At 63.4% G+C, this 16,995-nt stretch carries 15 protein-coding genes; 6 read left to right on the forward strand and 9 right to left on the reverse strand.

All coding sequences use genetic code 11. The features are described 5' to 3' along the window. The first annotated feature begins 154 nt into the window (after positions 1 to 154). The gene (locus DXH78_RS13835; protein ID WP_115517897.1) at positions 155 to 2,638 is read left to right on the forward strand and encodes a penicillin-binding protein 1A; all 2,484 of its coding nucleotides are present in this window, start codon (positions 155 to 157) and stop codon (positions 2,636 to 2,638) included. A 21-nt stretch (positions 2,639 to 2,659) separates the two neighbouring features. On the opposite strand, the gene DXH78_RS13840 is transcribed toward DXH78_RS13835, so the two are convergent. Next, the gene (locus DXH78_RS13840; RefSeq protein ID WP_115517583.1) at positions 2,660 to 4,060 is read right to left on the reverse strand and encodes a hypothetical protein; all 1,401 of its coding nucleotides are present in this window, start codon (positions 4,058 to 4,060) and stop codon (positions 2,660 to 2,662) included. Positions 4,061 to 4,150: 90 nt separating this feature from the next. On the opposite strand from DXH78_RS13840, the gene DXH78_RS13845 reads away from it, so the two are divergent. Then, entirely contained in the window at positions 4,151 to 5,365 is a 1,215-nt protein-coding gene (locus DXH78_RS13845) for a glycerophosphodiester phosphodiesterase family protein (protein WP_115517584.1), read from the forward strand. 132 nt (positions 5,366 to 5,497) lie between these two features. Here DXH78_RS13845 and DXH78_RS13850 read toward each other — a convergent pair whose 3' ends face one another. The 3 genes from DXH78_RS13850 to DXH78_RS13860 form a co-directional block, all read right to left on the reverse strand. Further along, positions 5,498 to 5,782: a hypothetical protein gene (locus tag DXH78_RS13850; RefSeq protein WP_147292645.1), complete on the reverse strand. Its 285-nt coding sequence runs from the start codon at positions 5,780 to 5,782 to the stop codon at positions 5,498 to 5,500. Continuing rightward, the gene (locus DXH78_RS13855; RefSeq protein ID WP_147292646.1) at positions 5,779 to 6,312 is read right to left on the reverse strand and encodes an RNase A-like domain-containing protein; all 534 of its coding nucleotides are present in this window, start codon (positions 6,310 to 6,312) and stop codon (positions 5,779 to 5,781) included. The genes DXH78_RS13850 and DXH78_RS13855 overlap by 4 nt, the downstream gene beginning before the upstream one ends. A 125-nt stretch (positions 6,313 to 6,437) precedes the next feature. Further along, positions 6,438 to 7,058, reverse strand: coding sequence for a protein rhiA (locus DXH78_RS13860; RefSeq protein ID WP_115517587.1), 621 nt, complete (start codon positions 7,056 to 7,058; stop codon positions 6,438 to 6,440). A gap of 364 nt (positions 7,059 to 7,422) precedes the next feature. On the opposite strand from DXH78_RS13860, the gene DXH78_RS13865 reads away from it, so the two are divergent. Both DXH78_RS13865 and prfB read left to right on the forward strand, forming a co-directional pair. After that, a complete protein-coding gene (locus DXH78_RS13865) occupies positions 7,423 to 7,986 on the forward strand; it encodes a recombinase family protein (RefSeq protein ID WP_115517588.1) in 564 nt (187 codons plus the stop codon). 83 nt (positions 7,987 to 8,069) lie between these two features. After that, positions 8,070 to 9,201, forward strand: a protein-coding gene (gene prfB, locus DXH78_RS13870; RefSeq protein ID WP_115517589.1) for a peptide chain release factor 2 whose coding sequence is annotated in 2 segments (ribosomal slippage) — positions 8,070 to 8,138 and positions 8,140 to 9,201 — 1,131 coding nt in all. Because the reading frame shifts where the segments join, the coding sequence is not laid out codon by codon here. Between the two features lie 55 nt (positions 9,202 to 9,256). On the opposite strand, the gene DXH78_RS13875 is transcribed toward prfB, so the two are convergent. Then, positions 9,257 to 10,132 carry an alpha/beta fold hydrolase gene (locus DXH78_RS13875; RefSeq protein ID WP_115517590.1) on the reverse strand — a complete coding sequence of 292 codons (876 nt, stop codon included), beginning with the start codon at positions 10,130 to 10,132 and terminating at the stop codon, positions 9,257 to 9,259. 4 nt (positions 10,133 to 10,136) lie between these two features. After that, positions 10,137 to 10,547: a helix-turn-helix domain-containing protein gene (locus tag DXH78_RS13880; protein ID WP_168192812.1), complete on the reverse strand. Its 411-nt coding sequence runs from the start codon at positions 10,545 to 10,547 to the stop codon at positions 10,137 to 10,139. A 211-nt stretch (positions 10,548 to 10,758) separates the two neighbouring features. Here DXH78_RS13880 and DXH78_RS13885 point away from each other — a divergent pair, with 211 nt between their 5' ends. Further along, a complete protein-coding gene (locus DXH78_RS13885) occupies positions 10,759 to 10,989 on the forward strand; it encodes a hypothetical protein (RefSeq protein WP_115517592.1) in 231 nt (76 codons plus the stop codon). Positions 10,990 to 11,066: 77 nt separating this feature from the next. Here the strand turns inward: DXH78_RS13885 and DXH78_RS13890 are convergent, their stop codons facing one another. The 3 genes from DXH78_RS13890 to DXH78_RS19925 all read right to left on the reverse strand — a co-directional run bounded on the left by DXH78_RS13890 (position 11,067) and on the right by DXH78_RS19925 (position 13,455). Then, the gene (locus DXH78_RS13890; RefSeq protein ID WP_115517898.1) at positions 11,067 to 12,422 is read right to left on the reverse strand and encodes a M23 family metallopeptidase; all 1,356 of its coding nucleotides are present in this window, start codon (positions 12,420 to 12,422) and stop codon (positions 11,067 to 11,069) included. A 124-nt stretch (positions 12,423 to 12,546) separates the two neighbouring features. Next, complete coding sequence (locus tag DXH78_RS13895) at positions 12,547 to 13,107, reverse strand: peroxiredoxin (protein WP_245416821.1); 561 nt, start codon at positions 13,105 to 13,107, stop codon at positions 12,547 to 12,549. A 165-nt stretch (positions 13,108 to 13,272) separates the two neighbouring features. Next, positions 13,273 to 13,455 carry a hypothetical protein gene (locus tag DXH78_RS19925; RefSeq protein WP_168192813.1) on the reverse strand — a complete coding sequence of 61 codons (183 nt, stop codon included), beginning with the start codon at positions 13,453 to 13,455 and terminating at the stop codon, positions 13,273 to 13,275. A gap of 96 nt (positions 13,456 to 13,551) precedes the next feature. Between DXH78_RS19925 and DXH78_RS13900 the strand changes: the two genes are divergently transcribed. Continuing rightward, positions 13,552 to 16,986, forward strand: coding sequence for a DUF3971 domain-containing protein (locus tag DXH78_RS13900; RefSeq protein ID WP_168192814.1), 3,435 nt, complete (start codon positions 13,552 to 13,554; stop codon positions 16,984 to 16,986). Positions 16,987 to 16,995 lie beyond the last annotated feature (9 nt).

A 16,995-nucleotide genomic window follows, 5' to 3' on the forward strand; every position in this document is an offset into this window, starting at 1 on the left:
TTTGCGCTGGAAATCGGCCTCAGTTTCAACATAAAAGCGGTCAAAGTGTCAGTCTTGCCATGGACTTGACCGCCGTGACCGCAAAGTCCGGGATGTCGATGCCCGAAACCTCAGGGGACAGCGCCGCCACGGGCGGCCGTTGCATCGCTCGCTCATGAAATTTCTTCTGCGCTTCCTCGGCTTTCTGTTTGCGGCGGGCACCATCCTGTTCGTCGTCGGCGTAGCCGCGGTGTCGGGCCTGTTGTGGCACTACTCCAAGGATCTGCCGGACTATTCGCAATTGCGCGATTACGAGCCGCCGGTGATGACGCGCGTCCACGCCGCCGACGGCTCGCTGGTCGGCGAGTATGCACGCGAGCGTCGCCTCTATCTGCCGATCCAGGCGGTGCCGAAGCTCGTCATCAGCGCCTTCCTCGCCGCCGAAGACAAGAACTTCTACGAACACGGCGGTCTCGACTTCACCGGCATTGCGCGCGCCGGGTTCAACTACCTCCAGAATTTCGGCTCGAACCGCCGCCCGCAGGGCGCCTCGACGATCACACAGCAGGTCGCCAAGAACTTCCTGCTGACCAACGAACTGTCGATGACGCGCAAGATCAAGGAAGCGCTGCTGGCGCTCAAGATCGAGCGCACCTATTCGAAGGACAAGATCCTCGAGCTCTATCTCAACGAAATCTATCTCGGTCTCGGCGCTTACGGCATCGCCGCCGCCTCGCTGGTCTACTTCGACAAGAGCGTGGGTGAACTGAATATCCAGGATGCCGCCTATCTTGCCTCGCTGCCGAAGGCGCCGAACAACTATCATCCGTTCCGCCAGCGCGAGCGCGCGCTGGAGCGCCGCAACTGGGTCATCGACCGCATGGCGGAGTCAGGCTTCATCAAGACCGCCGACGCCGAAGCCGCCAAGAAGACGTCGCTCGGTGTTTCCACCAAGACCAGCGTCGCGCACACATTCTCGGCCGAATATTTCGCCGAGGAAGTGCGCCGCGAACTTTACGAGCGCTACGGCGAAAAGAAGCTGTACGAAGGCGGCCTGTCGGTGCGCACCACGCTCGATCCCAAGATGCAGGTGATCGCGCGCAAGGCGCTGACCGACGGCCTCGTCAAATATGACGAGGCGCATGGCTATCGCGGGCCCTTTGCCAAGATCGATATTTCCGGCGACTGGGGCACCAAGCTCGCCGATGTGAAGACGTTGAACGACATCGCGCCATGGCGCGGCGCCGTGGTGCTCGAGGTCAGCGACCAGTCAGCCCGCGTCGGCCTGCAGCCGGGCCGCGATCCGGCCGGCCGCGTCGATCGCGCGCGCGACATCGGCATCCTGCCGCTCGACAACATGAAGTGGGCGAGGGTGTCCGGCAAGGCGCCGGCCAAGGTCGGCCAGGTGCTCAACCCGGGCGACGTCATCTATGTCGAGGCCGACGCCAAGAAGGAAGGCACGTTCCGTCTGCGCCAGGTGCCGGAAGTCTCAGGCGGCATTGTCGTGCAGGATCCGTGGACCGGGCGCGTGCTCGCCATGGTCGGCGGCTTCTCTTACGACCAGAGCCAGTTCAACCGCGCCACGCAGGCGCTGCGTCAACCAGGCTCGTCGTTCAAGCCGCTGGTGTACGCCACCGCGCTCGACAACGGCTATACGCCGTCATCGGTGGTGCTCGACGCGCCGATCGAACTCGACCAGGGTCCCGGCCTCGGCGTGTGGAAGCCGGAAAACTACGAAAACAATTTCTTCGGTCCCTCGACCTTGCGCTTCGGCATCGAGCATTCGCGCAACGTGATGACCGTGCGCCTGTCGCAGGACATCGGCATGCCGCTGATCGCCGAATATGCGAAGCGCTTCGGCGTCTATGACAACCTGCCGCCTTATCTGTCGTTCTCGCTCGGCGCCGGCGAGACCACGCTGCTGCGCATGGTCACGGCCTATTCGATGATCGACAATGGCGGCCGCAAGGTAAAGCCGACCTTGATCGACCGCATCCAGGATCGCTACGGCCACACCGTCTATCGTCACGATGAGCGTGAATGTATCGGCTGCGTCGCGGCCAAGTGGGAGAACCAGCCGGAGCCGTCGCTGATCGACCGGCGCCAGCAGGTGCTCGATCCGATGACCGCGTATCAGATCACCTCGATCATGGAAGGTGTCGTGCAGCGCGGAACCGCCGGTGGCGTCGGCTTCCAGAAGGAAGTCGGCAAGCCTGTCGCCGGCAAGACCGGCACTACCAACGACTACAAGGATGCCTGGTTCGTCGGGTTCACCACCGATGTCACTGTCGGCGTCTATTTCGGCTTCGACAAGCCGCGCTCGCTCGGGCGCGGCGAAACCGGCGGCAAGCTTGCCGCGCCGGTGGTCAAGGACTTCATGAAGTATGCGCTCGCCGACAAGCCGGGCGCTCCGTTCCGCGTGCCGCCGGGCATCAAGCTGATCCGCGTCGACGTCAAGACCGGCGTGCGCGCCGGCCCCGATACGCAGAAGGCGATCCTCGAAGCCTTCAAGCCCGGCACCGCGCCGCCGGATGGCTATGCGACGGTTGGCTATGACAACGGGCAGGGCGGTCAGCCGGGCGGTGGTGGCTTCTTCGGCCAGCGCATTTCGCCGGAATCGGGCCGCGCCGTGCGTTCGGGCACCGGCGGGTTGTATTAGCCTCTCGTCATACGATGACGCTTACGCGGCCGGCGCTTGCGCCGGCCGTTGTCTTATGACGCGCCACAGATCGCCGAACAGCGACTTTATCGTCGCTTGTGCGTTCGTCGCCAGCAGCGCCGCCGCGAACACCATGGCGATGGCCGCGGACTCGCTGCGATAGGTGAAGTGCGAATGCGTCTGGGTGTGATTGTTGAGGATCTCGAACCACGCCATCGCAATGAGCGTCGGCCAGCTCAGCAGCAAAAAGCGCCGCCAGTCGAAAGCCTGCCAATGCGCACGCAGGAAGACAAACATCGCGGCGGCGAGTGCGGCGACGACGACGCTGCCGACCGAGATGAAAGATTGCAGGATCATGGTCAGCGTCGGGATCAGCGGATACATCGGCACGACGGAGTCGGCCTCGACGCCGTAAAGACGCAGCGCGATCTGCTTGATGATGGACAGGCCGGCCTGCTGGCCGTCCGGCGACATCCACACCGCGAGCAGCCATTCGGTGGCCCAGGTCACGCCGTAGCCGCCGAACCATGCGAGCGCGACGAACCCGGCCATCAGCAGGGCCGGGATAACCGTCTGCCTGGCGATCGGCATTGGGCTCTTCAATTCGGTCGCGATGACGATGAAGGCGAGCAGCATCGGCATCAGCGGCGGATTGATCAGGAAGTCGACGAAATTGAACACCGCGCCGAACGCGGCCGCCATGACAATGGCCAGCGTGAGATTGCGCGTCCTCGGATAGAGGAAGGCGAACAGCCCGGCGCCGGCGAGGATCAGGATCGTGCTCAGCGTATGCGTGGTGATGTTCCACATGCGCCAGATGTCGGTCAGGCTCATCTGCACGATGAAGAATGCAAGCGCCGGCGTGGCGCCGATCGCGCGACGCATGCCGATGAAATAGAACGCCGTCGCCGCATAGAGGAGTACGAGGTTGATCATGCGCACGGTCTCGAGGCTGAACACGCTCAGCATCGGCCACAGATAGACGCGGTAGCCGTGCCAGTAGCGCGCATAATCGGTGCGCTTGTCGGTCGCGACGCCTTTGGCGAGACTTTCGACTTCGCCGCAGGGGCCGACATAGGGCGAATGCATCACCGGCCGCAGCGCCGCAATCAACGGATCGGATTCGGGGTCGATCGCCACCAGAAGCCCGGCGCATTCGGTGAACTGGTGGCCGCCGCCATGCATGAACCGCGTCGGCTGCTCGTCGTTCGCCAGATAACCGTCGGCGAAGGCCTGGACGATATGGCCGCGGATGGCCGGCAGGTCGGAGGCGCTGCGCGTTGCGACGAGCAGGCCGACAAACAAAGGCTGGAGCAGGAGAACGAGGGCAATGGCCACAAGGCCCGCGGCTAAAACCCGCCGCAGCAGACGGTCGACCGGCAGGGGCGGTATGTCGCCGGTGGCGTTCGGGGCCAATGTCATCAAGGGGTATTCGAGCTCCGCTAGCCTCATCTCCTAGTCAAACCTCGGCGTGGCGTCGAGGCTGTCGGGTGTCCTGCGAAGGAGTTTTTCATGCGGTCTTTAATGTCCTTGACCTGTGTTCTGGGGGTGATCGCTGGCGGCGCTGCCGGTGCTGCGCCGGTCGAAGTTGGCGTGCGGCCGCAATTCCTGATCCGCCAGATCCGCAATCCGGATTTGAAGGCGAAGCTCGAAGCCTGTCTCGACAGACCGCTGGAGCGCAAGTTGTTCTCCATCGCGCATCGTGGCGCGCCCTTGCAGTTTGCCGAGCACACCGCCGAATCCTATGTCGCCGCGCACCGCATGGGCGCTGGCATTCAGGAATGCGACGTTGCCTTCACCAAAGACAAGAAGCTGGTCTGCCGTCACGCCCAGAACGACCTGCATACGACGACCAACATCCTTGGCACCCCTCTCGCCGCAAAATGCACCAAGCCGTTCACGCCGGCCGAAGGCGACAAGCCGGCCTCCGCCGAATGCCGCACCAGCGACATCACGCTGGCCGAGTTCAAGACGCTGACCGGCAAGATGGACGCCGCCGATACAAAGGCGACGAATGTCGCGGATTACATGAACGGCACCGCGCGCTGGCGCACCGATCTCTATGCGGCGGCCGGCGGCACGCTGATGACGCACGCCGAATACATTGCGATGGGCAGGAAGATGGGCGTCAAGTTTACGCCTGAACTGAAGACGCCATCGGTGGCGATGCCCTATGAAGGCTGGACGCAGGAACAATATGCGCAGGCGATGATCGACGAATATAAAGCCGCAGGCGTGCCGGCCGCAGACGTGTTTGCGCAATCATTCCGGCTGGCCGACGTGCTGTACTGGATCAAAGCCGAGCCGGAATTCGGCAAGCAAGCCGTCTATCTCGACGATCGCGATGAGACCGATAAGGCGTTCGATCCGATGAATGCCGCGACCTTCAAGCCGTCGATGAAGGAATTGAAGGCGCAGGGCGTCAATTATATTGCGCCGTCAATGCCGCTGCTGGTCACGGTCGAGAACGGCAAGATTGTGCCGTCGACCTACGCCAAGGAGGCCAAGGCCGCAGGGCTAAACATCATTACCTGGTCGCTGGAGCGCTCCGGCCCACTGCAAAAGGGCGGCGGCTATTACTACAAGTCGATCAACAGCGTCGTGAACAATGACGGCGTGATCTACGAAGTGGTGGACGTCCTGGCGCGGGAGGTCGGCGTTGTCGGCATTTTCTCCGACTGGCCGGCGACGGTGACTTTCTACGCCAATTGCATGGGGCTGAAGTAGGCCGGAGCCGGTCGGGCGCGTTTAAAGCTTGTCGCGAGCCGCCTGGCGCGAGGGGGATGGTCAGGCGGCTCGCGTGATCGACGGCGGCCAGGGAGGAATAAACCGCCGTGCGATCAGCCGTGATGCCCGGGTTCAGCTGTTCCTGAGCGCCTTTTCCAGCACGTCCATCATGCGGGTCAGCCAGCGGCGCGCCTGGCCTTCATTGCCGAAACGTCGATTGGCGAAGTCGGCAATTTTCGTCCAATCGAACGAAGCCGAGGCGAGGGCGGTACGGCCTTGCTGCAATACGTCCTCGTAAGCCGCACGCGTCTCAGGCGTGAGGCCGTTGACGGCCGCTTGCTCGTCGGTTTGGCCGGCGAGATCAGCGTCGGCGAACTGCCCGGCCAGATAGCCGTACAAGGCGTCAGGATGGCTCACGGGCAATGATCTTCCGGTGTGGCGGGCCGCGGAAACGACGTCAGCAGCAGACAATTATTGCCGCCGGTGGCCCGCAGCACAACACGGAAGGCGCAAGTTTGACTCCAGCCGATGGCGTTGGGCGGATTGCCGACCGTGAAGGCCACGGTGCCGATGTTCGCTGCATTGGCGTAGTCGAAGGCGCGCGTGGTGCCGACATTGACGGGGCCGCCGGCGAGGCCGCCGGTTGCGCGCCAGGTGTTGATCGCAACAGCGTTCGCGGCCAGCGCGGCCGTGATCGTTGCCTGCGCGCCAGCGGTCGTCGGGTAGCTGCCGACGGCAGGCACTCCGGCAAGGAAGAGGCGATTGATCATCTGCGCCAGCGGCTGGTTGACGTGTCGGGCGATCGTGTGGCCGCCGGCGGCTTCCTGAGCATTGAGCCATCCGGCGCCGAAGGCGGCGGGTACGCATTGAGCCTGCACAAGGCTGGGCACAAGGGCAGCGGTGCCGGATATCAGTATCGCGGCGAACAGACTTCCTATGCGGGACATAGGGCAGCTCCTTTGATCCGATGGGGGAAGGTGCGAGCCCACCGCGCTACAACGCACCTTGCAGCGCGGGGGCTCGCGGCGAGCGCCGCCCGGGGGAGGCAGCGCTCGCATCACGGTCGGTCTCGTCAGACGAGGCCCTGCGCCAGTGCCCAGTTGTTGCCGCTGTCGAGCGTGGCGGTCATGCCGTAGACATTGACCGGGAAGTCGACCTGCTCGGAGTTCACCATGGTCTGGGTATCGACCACCTGACCGGGCTCGAACGAACCGAACGAGATCCAGTATTCAGGATGGACGCTGAACACCGCGGCGAAGTTCGGCTCGGCCGCCACCACATGCGTGCCCTGGCCCGACATGCCGATACCCACGGTCGCGGCGCCCTTCGGAATGGTGCCGTCGCAATCGACGGTGAGCGAGCCGGCGGTGCCACCTGCGGTCGGGCTGCCGAACTGGAACGCGCCGGCGCTGTCGGTGAAGGTGGTGAGATTGGCCGTGGTCAGGTCGGCCGGAATCACCTGCTGAGCCTTGAAGGTGATGCCAGGCTTGAGCGTGCCTTGCTCGGACCAGACGAACGAGTAGTCGATCGACCAGGTGAAATCGACGTCGACGCCGTTCGCCACCGGCTTGGCAAACCAGGCCAGCGTGTAGATGTAGGGCGTGTTGACGTCGATGCCCTGCTGATAGCAGAGAAAGTCGTGCTGGCTTCCGCTGCGGTTCTTGAAGCGAAGCGTGTAATTCTGGGCAGCCATATTTCGTCTCCTTGACGTTGAGGGCCGCGCTTGAGCGCGGGGTTGCTGCTTGGGGACCGGGAGCGGCGGATGCAGCTCTATGTTCGTTGCCGGACCGAAAGCGTTCCCTTTTGCGGAGGAGGCGTGAGCCGCTCGTCGGCCGTTGGACGGCCGTCCGTCGGATGGGAAAGCGCGCTGTAACCCAAGGTTGTGATTAGGCACGGGTCGACGCTCGGATGCAATTCGCGCTTGACGCCATCCACAAGGCGTGTTCTAAAAAGGAACACTTTTGAGACAGTAATATTATATTATATTGTTGTATTTATTAGATATTATAAGGGGTGCTAAGTATAGAGTTCTGTATAGCGGGTGTTAAAGCGTGGTCATGCGTATCGGCTATGCGCGCATATCTACAGATGGACAGTCGATCGACTTACAGGTCGATGCATTGAAACGTTTCGGTTGCGATCTTATATTTAAAGATGAGGCGTATTCTGGCGCCAGTCGCAATAGACCCGGTCTGGGGCAATGCCTTTTACAACTGAAGGTAGGCGATGACCTGGTTGTGTGGAAACTCGACCGCCTGGGCCGGTCGTTGCCGCATCTCATCGAGGTCGTGAGTGAACTCGACCGCCGCCGTATCGGCCTGGTTTCACTGTCGGAAGCGATCAATACCGGTTCGCCGGGCGGCGTGCTGGTGTTCCACATCATGGCGGCGCTGGCGCAGTTCGAACGCGCTCTGATTTCCGAACGGACAAAGGCCGGGATGCTGTCGGCGCGCCAGCGGGGCCGCCATGTCGGGCGTCCGCGCAAGCTGGACGACGGGCTGGTCATCGCGGCGATCTCCGAAACCGATGGCAAGCCCGGCGGCATCGCCGACGCGGCCATGCGCCTCGGCGTTAGCCGGGCCACCGTCTACCGCGCGCTCAAACGCGTTCATTGCGCCTGAATACGACGGATTTTCTGCCGGGGTTGCGGGACTCCTCCGGGGAGGCTACATGCGCAACGCAATCGAGCACGGAATTTGCAGTTATGCGCGCGGAAACCCAGAATCTCGTCGATGAGATCAAGCAGTCGGTCGGGCTGCTGAGGAGGCATCTTTGACGTCGATGCCGCGACACGACGTCTGGCCGAACTGAACAAGGCGGCCGAAGACCCCAATCTCTGGAACGACCCGATCAAGGCGCAGAAAGCCATGCGCGAGCGGGACGCGCTGGAAGACCAGCTCAAAGCGCTGGCCCGCATCGAGCAGGACCTCGAAGACAATCTGATGCTGATCGAACTCGGCGAGACCGAGGGCGATGCTGCGACCATTGCCGATGCCGAGGTGGCGCTCAAGGGCCTCAAGGGCGAGGTGGCGCGGCGCGAGCTCGAGGCGCTCCTGTCGGGAGAAGCCGACGCCAACGACTGCTATCTCGAAGTTCACGCCGGCGCCGGCGGCACCGAGAGTAACGATTGGGCCGGCATGTTGCTGCGCATGTATGTGCGCTGGGCCGAGAAGAAGGGCTACAAGGTCGACTGGCTCGAAGAGAGCGAAGGCGAGGGCGCCGGCATCAAGTCGGCGACCGTGCAGATCAAAGGTCACAACGCCTATGGCTGGCTCAAGAGCGAGAACGGCGTTCACCGTCTGGTGCGCATCTCGCCATTCGATGCCAATGCGCGGCGGCACACGTCATTCGCCAGCGTCGTCGTCTATCCGGTGGTCGACGACAACATCAAAATCGAGATCAACGAGAAGGACGTGCGCACCGACGTGATGCGCTCGGGCGGCGCCGGCGGCCAGCACGTCAACAAGACGGAATCCGCGGTGCGCCTGACGCACGAGCCGTCCGGCATCGTGGTAAAGTGTCAGCAGGACCGCTCCCAGCATCGCAACCGCGCCATGGCCTGGGACATGCTGCGCGCCAAGCTGTTCGAGCGCGAAGTCAAGAAGCGCGAGGCTGTCGCGGAAGCGGAACAGGACGCCAAGACCGATATCGGCTGGGGCCACCAGATCCGATCTTACGTTTTGCAGCCCTATCAGATGGTGAAGGACCTGCGCACCGGCGTGTCGACGTCCGACAGTTCGGGCGTGCTCGACGGCGACCTCGATCCCTTCATGCAGGCTGCTCTGGCGCAGAAGGCGTTCGGCGGCGGGCCGGAAAGCGTCGAGGACGTGGAGTAAACTCGGCGCGGAAAGGCCGATCTGTGGCCACGGTGCCGCTGTTGCGGCGGCTGAGCTACTGCGCCGCCGCGCCGGTGTCACTTGCGCCCTGCAAGAATTGCAGAACCGTCTCAGTCTGCCCGGGAATGAAATGCCGTGCATCAGGGAGATAGCGCATTGTGAGGTCGGGTACGTTCTGGTCCAGTCGGTGCCGTGTGTCCCGCGCGTCGATGAACACATCCTTCCCGCCAAGGATGGCCATAACCGGCATCTTTAGCCGTTGTAACGCTTCGTCGCTGAACTGAGGAAGCGACGATCTCCTCGGGATAAAGTGCGTGAATATCTTGTTGGAGAGATCAACAATTGCGGCAGCAGATGGCGGCAAAGGTTCGTCCATGCGTCCGCCAATACGTTCAAGCATTTTGCGTCGCCCCCAAGGTCCGAGTAGCAGCAGTGGGATTGCCCAAAGCAGGATGTTTTTGGCTTTGCCCACACCGCCGGGACTGAGTAGCACGAGCTTGCTTACGCGTTCGGGTCTGCGGGTGGCATAGTCGAGCGCCACCCAGCCTCCCAGCGACATGCCGACAAGGGCGGCAGTAGCGAGGGAGAGTCCATTCAAGACATCGTCAAACCATTCCATATGCGCATCGGAATCGTAGGGCGGCCGAATCTGTGCGCTGAGGCCCGCATCACCGATTATGTCGACGCAGAAAACGCGAAAATGTTGACTCCATATCGGAATGTCGACGGTCCAGCTTGCGGCGTTGGCCGCTGTCCCATGCAGTAATATCAACGCCGGCGCATTTTCGGGACCGCTCTCAACGACGAATGTTTCACCGTGGCGGGTGGCAATTCGGTGCTGGCGATGCGCAACCGGCCAGTGTTCCAGGATTTCTTTATAGCGTTCGAGGACGATCTGTTGGCCGTGCGGGGATTTGAAGACTGATGCCAATGGGTCAGGCCTCCACGCACGCGTCGACGAGTCTAAGGAGACCGCTCACGTCCGAGGGCGTTCCGACGACGATCACCTTGACGGCGCGTCGTATCGGATCATGCGCGATGTCAATCGATAAGGCGTCAGGATGCTGCTCGCTGCTTGTTGCAGCGCCAAGCACGACCGACGTGAGCCGGCGCAGAAGCTCCTGATCAACGTCAGGCACATCGATGACCGCTGTGACACGGGTGCCTGATGTCTTCGGTGCCGAACCCGCTCCGGCAAAGGCGTCGAGATCGGAACGCAGGATCCGATATTGCTTGCCGATCTTCGTCGCGCGGAGGCGGCCGTCGTGAATAAAGCGCAGCACGGTCTTGACGTGCAGCTTCAGCCGCTCCGCCGCGGCATCCACAGTAAGGAGATCGCGTGCCATTAATTGCTCCATATTATTCCTTTAAAATGGTATTATAAGGAATAATAGGGAGTCAAGAAGTCGTGACGGAACGTTAGACCCGCCGAGAGGCTTTTCTGACCGTCGGCGAAAGCGTGATGGCCAGCACAGCCGGACCGCGGGAGCCTCTTTAGTCTGACAAATAACAAGGGCCGCTGGACGAAGTGCGGCCGTCAGATAACAGGAGAGTGTCGTGTTCAAAGTGACCCGATCCTTCAACGCCGCTTATGCCGTGATAACGGCCGCGCTCATTGCCGGCATCTTCACCGCCGCGACCGCGCCGGGCAGCCGCCTTGCCATGGCCCCCGGCACCGAAGCGGTGCAGACCGCAGCGAAATCCTGCGCGGGTGAGCCGTGGCCCTATCTCAATTGCACCGGCGGGCAAACCGGCGAACAGACCGTCCGCGTGATCAGGATCAACTGATTGCGAGTGACGAGCGAATGCCAAAAGCGGCGCCAGACGGGCGCCGCTTTTGTTTTATCGGGCCGTTTAGGGATGCCTCAGATATTCGAGCCGAGCACGCCGGAGCCGAGGCGCAGGCCAGCGCGCAGAAATTTCTGCGGGTCGACGGGGCGCTCGTCGATGCGTGTTTCATAATGCAGATGCGGGCCGGTCGAGCGCCCGGTTGAGCCGATGCGGCCGATGGTCTGGCCGATGGCGACCTGCTGACCGACCTTCACCTCGATCTTCGACATATGGCCGTAGCGGGTGGAGAGGCCATTGCCGTGGTCGATCTCGACCATATTGCCGTAGCCTCCTTGCCAGCTCGCTGTGACGACGCGGCCGCTGGCGGTAGCGCGCACCGGGTCGCCGGTATCGCCGCGCAGGTCGATGCCGGTATGGATCGCCGGCCCCCTGAGGAAGGGGTCCATGCGCGAACCGAAAGGTGAGCTCATGTCCATCGAGCCCACCACTGGCTTGCGCACTGGCACATTGGTGAGCGTGCGCATGTAGCGGTCGATCTGCGCGTGGGCGACATTGATACGATAAAGCTGGCGCGCAAAGGCGCTGGTGTCGCCTTTCGGCGCTTTGAGGGGAATGTAGGGCCCGCCGGTCGCGCTCGGCGCTGCGGGCGAGACCTTCGGCACGCTGATGCCGAGATCGGACAGCACGCCGCCGATGGCGCGCGCTTTGCTGTCGGCCTTCTCTTCCATGTCGGTGAGGGTGGCGGTCTGCTTGCGGTCGATGCGGTCGAGCGACAACGACACGCGGGCGAGCATGCCGTCCATGCCGGCGGAATTGGCAGCGTCGGCGAGTCTGGTGTTGCCGCTGGTGCCTTCGCGCGACTGCAGGCGGGCCTCGCGGTCGGGTGGCGCGGTGAAGATCACGGTGTCGCTGATGGGCGAGGGCTTAACGGGCGCGTTGCGCAGTTCCGGCACGCGCGCCGGCTTGATCGAGCCGGTGGTCACGACGTCGCCGGCGATCGCGGCGGTGCGTTGTTCGAGCAGCTGCTGGCGGCGCAGCAGCGCCTGAACTTTCTGATCGAATTGTTCCTGATCGAGCAGTTGCCGGCTGGTGATGCGATCGATCTGGCCGCGCAGTTCGGCGATGCGATCCTCATAGGCGAACTGCATCGAGGCCTGGCGCCCGATCAGACCGGTCAAGACGTCATCACGGAAAGCGAAATAGGTGCCGGTCGCGATCGACCAGACGCCCATGATCACCAGGGTGCCAACCACGATCCAGAACGCTACCGGGCCGACACGTACCTGCCGGCCATGATGGACGAGCGTATAGTCGTGAGCGTGGCCCTTGTTGGCCGCGTGCGCGCGATGGAGATGTCGCGAAACCGATTCTGCCGACGGAGTCCGGGACTGGCCGGGGTGGTCGTACTGGGAATAGGCGACTTGGGACATGAACGCTCCACGCGAGGCCGCCGCCGCGTGGGTCGGGACCATGCCCCGATATCAGCCCGACATGGTTAAGAATCCGGTAAAAAGATGATGTCAGGGGCTGGATTCGTGCCGCATCGTCATGGGCTTAGTCCGCGACCAAAGCGCGCGCGGCCTCCAGCACCGCCTCGGCGTGGCCGGCGACCTTCACCGACGGCCAGACGCCGGCGATCCGGCCCTTGCCGTCGATGAGGAAGGTGCTGCGGATGACGCCGAGGAACTTGCGCCCGTACATCGATTTCTCGCCCCACGCCCCGTAAGCTTGAAGCATTGTGGTTGTCTCGTCCGAGGCAAGCGCGACGCCGAGCTTGTGTTTGGCCTTGAATTTGGCCTGTGCGACGACCGGATCGGCGGAGACGCCGAGGATGTCGGTATTGGCCTTGGCGAAAGCGGTCCGCAGCCGGGAGAAGTCCATGGCCTCCTGGGTGCAGCCGGGCGTGTCGGCTTTGGGGTAGAAGTAGAGGACGAGGTTGCGGCCCTTGAAGCTGGATAGCGACACTGCGCTACCGTCGTCGCGGCTCAATTTGAAGGCGGGGGCCTTGTCGCCGGGTGCAAGCCCGGGCTTTGTCGCAGAAGATTTCGCGGTCTTCTTCACAGCGGGTTTGGCGGCCTTTTTCACAGATGCTTTGACGGACTTTTTCGTGGGCATGTGCCTTCCTTTCGTCGCTTTCGCGCGGTCATTCTCGGCCATGCCATTTGCGTCGGGCGGCTGCAACCGGCCCTCGCGCATGGGGACAAGGCCGGTGCGTGCCAGTGGCCGCCGGTTTCACAGAATGGCATACCGCCGTGGCAGGGGAGGCGCGGCCCGAGTCGATCATCCGACGCCTTTCCACGGATATTTCATGAGGGCATGAGCAGCCAGCCGCATCATCCCGGCCCGCGGGCCGCGCAGGAGATCGAGCCGCATGATGCGGCCGCTCGCGCTCGCCACGATCATGCGCCCAAGGCTCACAAGGATCACGCCGAGCGGCACCGCCATGGCCACGATCTCGCCCATGTGAGGCCGGCCAAGGATGCGTCAAAGACGGGTCGACACCGGCGCAAGCGGAGCGTCAGGCGGCGCTGGAGCCGGCTCCGCCGCAGTGTCGCGCGCGTGTTACGCCATCGTACGTTCCGCCGGCTGTTCTGGAGCCTGACGCTGGCGACGGCGGTGATCATGGTTGCTGCCGCCGGCCTGTGGTGGCGGCTCAATTCCGGCCCCATCGAACTCGACATCGCCACACCGTGGCTCAAGCAGGCGATCGAGGAGAATTTCGGCGCCGGCGACAAGGTATCGGTCGGCGGCACGCAAATCGAACGCGACGAGCGAGGGCGCACCTCGCTGCGCTTGCGCGATATCGAGGTGCGCAACGCCGAAGGCGTCGTGGTCGCCAGCGCACCCAAGGCGGAGGTCGGCCTCTCGGGTCTCGGTTTGCTGTATGGCCGCGTGCGCGCGCAGAGCCTCAATCTGGTCGGCGCGGCGATGTCGATCCGGATCGAAACCGACGGTCGCGTTACCGTTTTCGCCGGCGGCGAAGGACGCCCCATCATGTCCGCGCCGCCAACGCTGGAGCCTGCGGTGGCACCGAAGAGTGACGCACCGCCGCAGGACGCGTCTGCCATCGAGTCGCCCCGCGCTGCCTTCGCCGATCTCGCCGGCATCATGACGTGGATCGACAATGTCGGCGCCAGTGGTCTCGACGGCCACGAGTTGCGCGAGGTGGGTCTCAAGAACGGCAGCCTGATGGTCGACGACCGCCGCACCGGCAAGCGTCTGACCTTCGACCGCATCAATGCCAGCCTGACGCGACCGGAGCAGGGCGGCGTCGTCTTCCGACTTGAATCGGTCAATCCCGAGCGGCCGTGGATCATCAGCGCCGCCATGCGGCCGCTCGGTGATGGTGTCCGCGCGCTCGGCCTGGAAGCGCGCAAGGTGTCGACAAGCGACCTCATGCTGGCGGCTCGCCTCGATACCAGCGGGGTTGAGGTCAACCTCCCGATTTCCGCTTCGGTGCGGGCCGAGGTCGGTGCCGACGGAAAGCCCGGTGTTGTGCAGGGTGAATTCTTCTCGGACCCCGGCACCATCATCGACCATGGCAAGGAGACGGTTCGCTACGACATCGATCGCATCGATGCGCGGTTCAACTGGGACGCGCGGCGCGGCAATCTGATCGTGCCGTTCCAGATCAATGCGGGATCCAACCAGTTCACCTTGCGTGCGACCCTCGAGCCGCCGGCGCCCAACGACGCGGTCTGGCGGCTCGACGTGACGCGCGGCGATCCGGTGATCGATCCGGTCATTCTCGGCGCAAGTAGTCCGAAGGCCAATGACGGCCTGGCGCTCAACCGCGTCAATATCCGCGGCCGCTTCGACCCGGCGAAAAAGCGCTTCGATCTCGATCAGGGCGACATCAGCCGCGTCGACAGCCGTCCCATGTTCAATGTCGCTGTGGCAGTAACGGGCAGCCTGGATTTTTCAGGCGAGCCGCACATCGCTTTCGGCGTTGCCGGTACGCGCATGCAATTGCCGACCATGATGAAGCTGTGGCCGATCTTTGCCGCCCGCGAGGTCCGCGAATGGGTCGACGGCCACATCAGCAGCGGCATCGTCGAGCGCGTCGTCGTCGCCGGCAATGCGCCGATGAGCAATTTCAAGGATGGCGGTCCGCCGACGCCCGAGGATGGCTTGTCGGTCGATATCGAAACCAGCGGCACGACGCTGCGGCCGGTTGACGATCTGCCGGAAATTCGCGACGCCGATCTCACCGTCCGTGTCACCGGCGCCTCTGCCACGGTCAATCTCGGTCGCGGGACGGTCGAAGTTGCGGGTGGCCGCAAGCTGAACGTTGCCAGCGGCGTGTTCTCGATTCCGAATACGCATTTGAAGCCGTCGCCATCGACTACGACGTTTCGCGCCGACGGGACGGTACCGGCAGCTGCGGCGCTGCTGGCGTCCGATACCTTGCGCGACAAGATGGGACTGACCATCGACCCTGCGACCAGCCGGGGCACCATGTCGGCACAAGTGACGATCAAACTGCCGTTGGCCAAACAAATTCCGCCGGATGCCACCAGCTATTCGGTCGATGCCGATCTGCAGAACTTTGCCGCCGACAAGTTGCTGCTCGGTCAGAAGATCGAAGCCCAGGCGCTCAAGGTGAATGCCTCGAACACCGGTTATTCGATCAAGGGCGACGTCAAGGTCAACGGTACCGCAGCGAAGATCGATTTGCGCCGCGGCAAGGGCGACGACAGCGCCCAACTTTCCATGACCGCGTCGATCGACGAAGCGGCGCGGCGGCGGCTCGGTTTCGATTTCGGCGCATCGGTCACGGGTACGATCCCGATCAAGGCGACCGGCGCGGTCGGCGACAACATCAAGGACGAACGGCTTAATATCGATGCCGATCTCACGCCAGTGAAGATCGACAGTCTCTTGCCGGGCTGGGTCAAGCCGGCCGGCAAGCCGGCACGCGCAACCTACGCCATGATCAAGAGCGCCAACCGGACGCGATTTGAGGATCTGAGCATCGAGGGCGCCGGCGCCAGTGTCAAAGGCACGGTCGAGATCGACAATAACGGCAATTTGTTGCTGGCCAACTTCCCGACCTTTGCGCTGTCCGATGGCGACAAGCTGTCGGTGAAGGTCGACCGCGGCGACAATGGCGCACTGAAAGTGCTGATGCGCGGTGACGTCTATGACGGGCGCAATTTCGTCAAGTCGTCGCTGGCGGGCGCCGACGAGGACCCCAAGAGCAAGCAGATGGATCTCGACCTCGATATCCGCATCGGCGCGGTGGCGGGGCACAATGGCGAGACCTTGCGCGGGCTGGACCTGAAGCTGTCGCGCCGGGGCGGGCAGATCCGGACATTCAATCTCAACGCCAAAATCGGCCGCGACACGCCGCTGTCAGGCGACCTGCGCATGCGGGCGCGCGACAATCACCGCGTCGTCTATCTCGAGACCGACGATGCGGGCGCCCTGTTCCGCTTCACCGACACCTATCCGCGCATCTTCGGCGGGCGCATGTGGCTGGCGATGGACCCGCCGACGCAGGAACAGAAGCCGCAGGTCGGCACTATTGTGGTGCGCGATTTCGTGATCCGCGGCGAGCCCGCGCTCGACCGCATCGTGGCGACCAGTGGCGCCAGCGGTCCGCAAGGCATCGGCTTTGCCGAGGCGAGCGCCGGCTTCACCAAATCGCCGGGCCGCATGTCGGTGCGCGACGGCGTGGTGCGTGGTCCGCTGGTCGGCGCGACGGTGGAAGGGCAGGTGGACTTTGCCCGGAGCGAACTTCATTTGCGCGGGACCTTCGTGCCGCTCTACGGCCTCAACAACATCTTCGGCCTCGGGCAGATTCCGATCGTCGGCCTGTTCCTTGGGGGCAGCAATGAGGGTTTGCTCGGCATTACCTATGAGGCGACCGGCGCGCCGGGCGCGCCGCGCATCACCGTCAATCCGGTGAGCGCCATCGCGCCGGGGCTGCTGCGCAAGTTCATTCCCTCGCCGGGCACGTTCGATCCGAAATTCATGCCGGCGCCGCAGTAATCCGGCCTC

Origin of the sequence: Undibacter mobilis, assembly GCF_003367195.1 — a bacterium.
Lineage (GTDB): Bacteria > Pseudomonadota > Alphaproteobacteria > Rhizobiales > Xanthobacteraceae > Pseudolabrys > Pseudolabrys mobilis.

What these genes read in the sequence shown, in the direction of transcription:
- DXH78_RS13840 (WP_115517583.1), bottom strand. Translation starts at nt 4,060, where the DNA reads ATGACATTGGCCCCGAACGCCACCGGCGACATACCGCCCCTGCCGGTC.
- DXH78_RS13865 (WP_115517588.1), top strand. Translation starts at nt 7,423, where the DNA reads ATGCGTATCGGCTATGCGCGCATATCTACAGATGGACAGTCGATCGAC.
- DXH78_RS13835 (WP_115517897.1), top strand. Translation starts at nt 155, where the DNA reads ATGAAATTTCTTCTGCGCTTCCTCGGCTTTCTGTTTGCGGCGGGCACC.
- DXH78_RS19925 (WP_168192813.1), bottom strand. Translation starts at nt 13,455, where the DNA reads ATGGGCGAGATCGTGGCCATGGCGGTGCCGCTCGGCGTGATCCTTGTG.
- DXH78_RS13890 (WP_115517898.1), bottom strand. Translation starts at nt 12,422, where the DNA reads ATGTCCCAAGTCGCCTATTCCCAGTACGACCACCCCGGCCAGTCCCGG.
- DXH78_RS13895 (WP_245416821.1), bottom strand. Translation starts at nt 13,107, where the DNA reads ATGCCCACGAAAAAGTCCGTCAAAGCATCTGTGAAAAAGGCCGCCAAA.
- DXH78_RS13880 (WP_168192812.1), bottom strand. Translation starts at nt 10,547, where the DNA reads ATGGCACGCGATCTCCTTACTGTGGATGCCGCGGCGGAGCGGCTGAAG.
- DXH78_RS13845 (WP_115517584.1), top strand. Translation starts at nt 4,151, where the DNA reads ATGCGGTCTTTAATGTCCTTGACCTGTGTTCTGGGGGTGATCGCTGGC.
- DXH78_RS13860 (WP_115517587.1), bottom strand. Translation starts at nt 7,058, where the DNA reads ATGGCTGCCCAGAATTACACGCTTCGCTTCAAGAACCGCAGCGGAAGC.
- DXH78_RS13855 (WP_147292646.1), bottom strand. Translation starts at nt 6,312, where the DNA reads ATGTCCCGCATAGGAAGTCTGTTCGCCGCGATACTGATATCCGGCACC.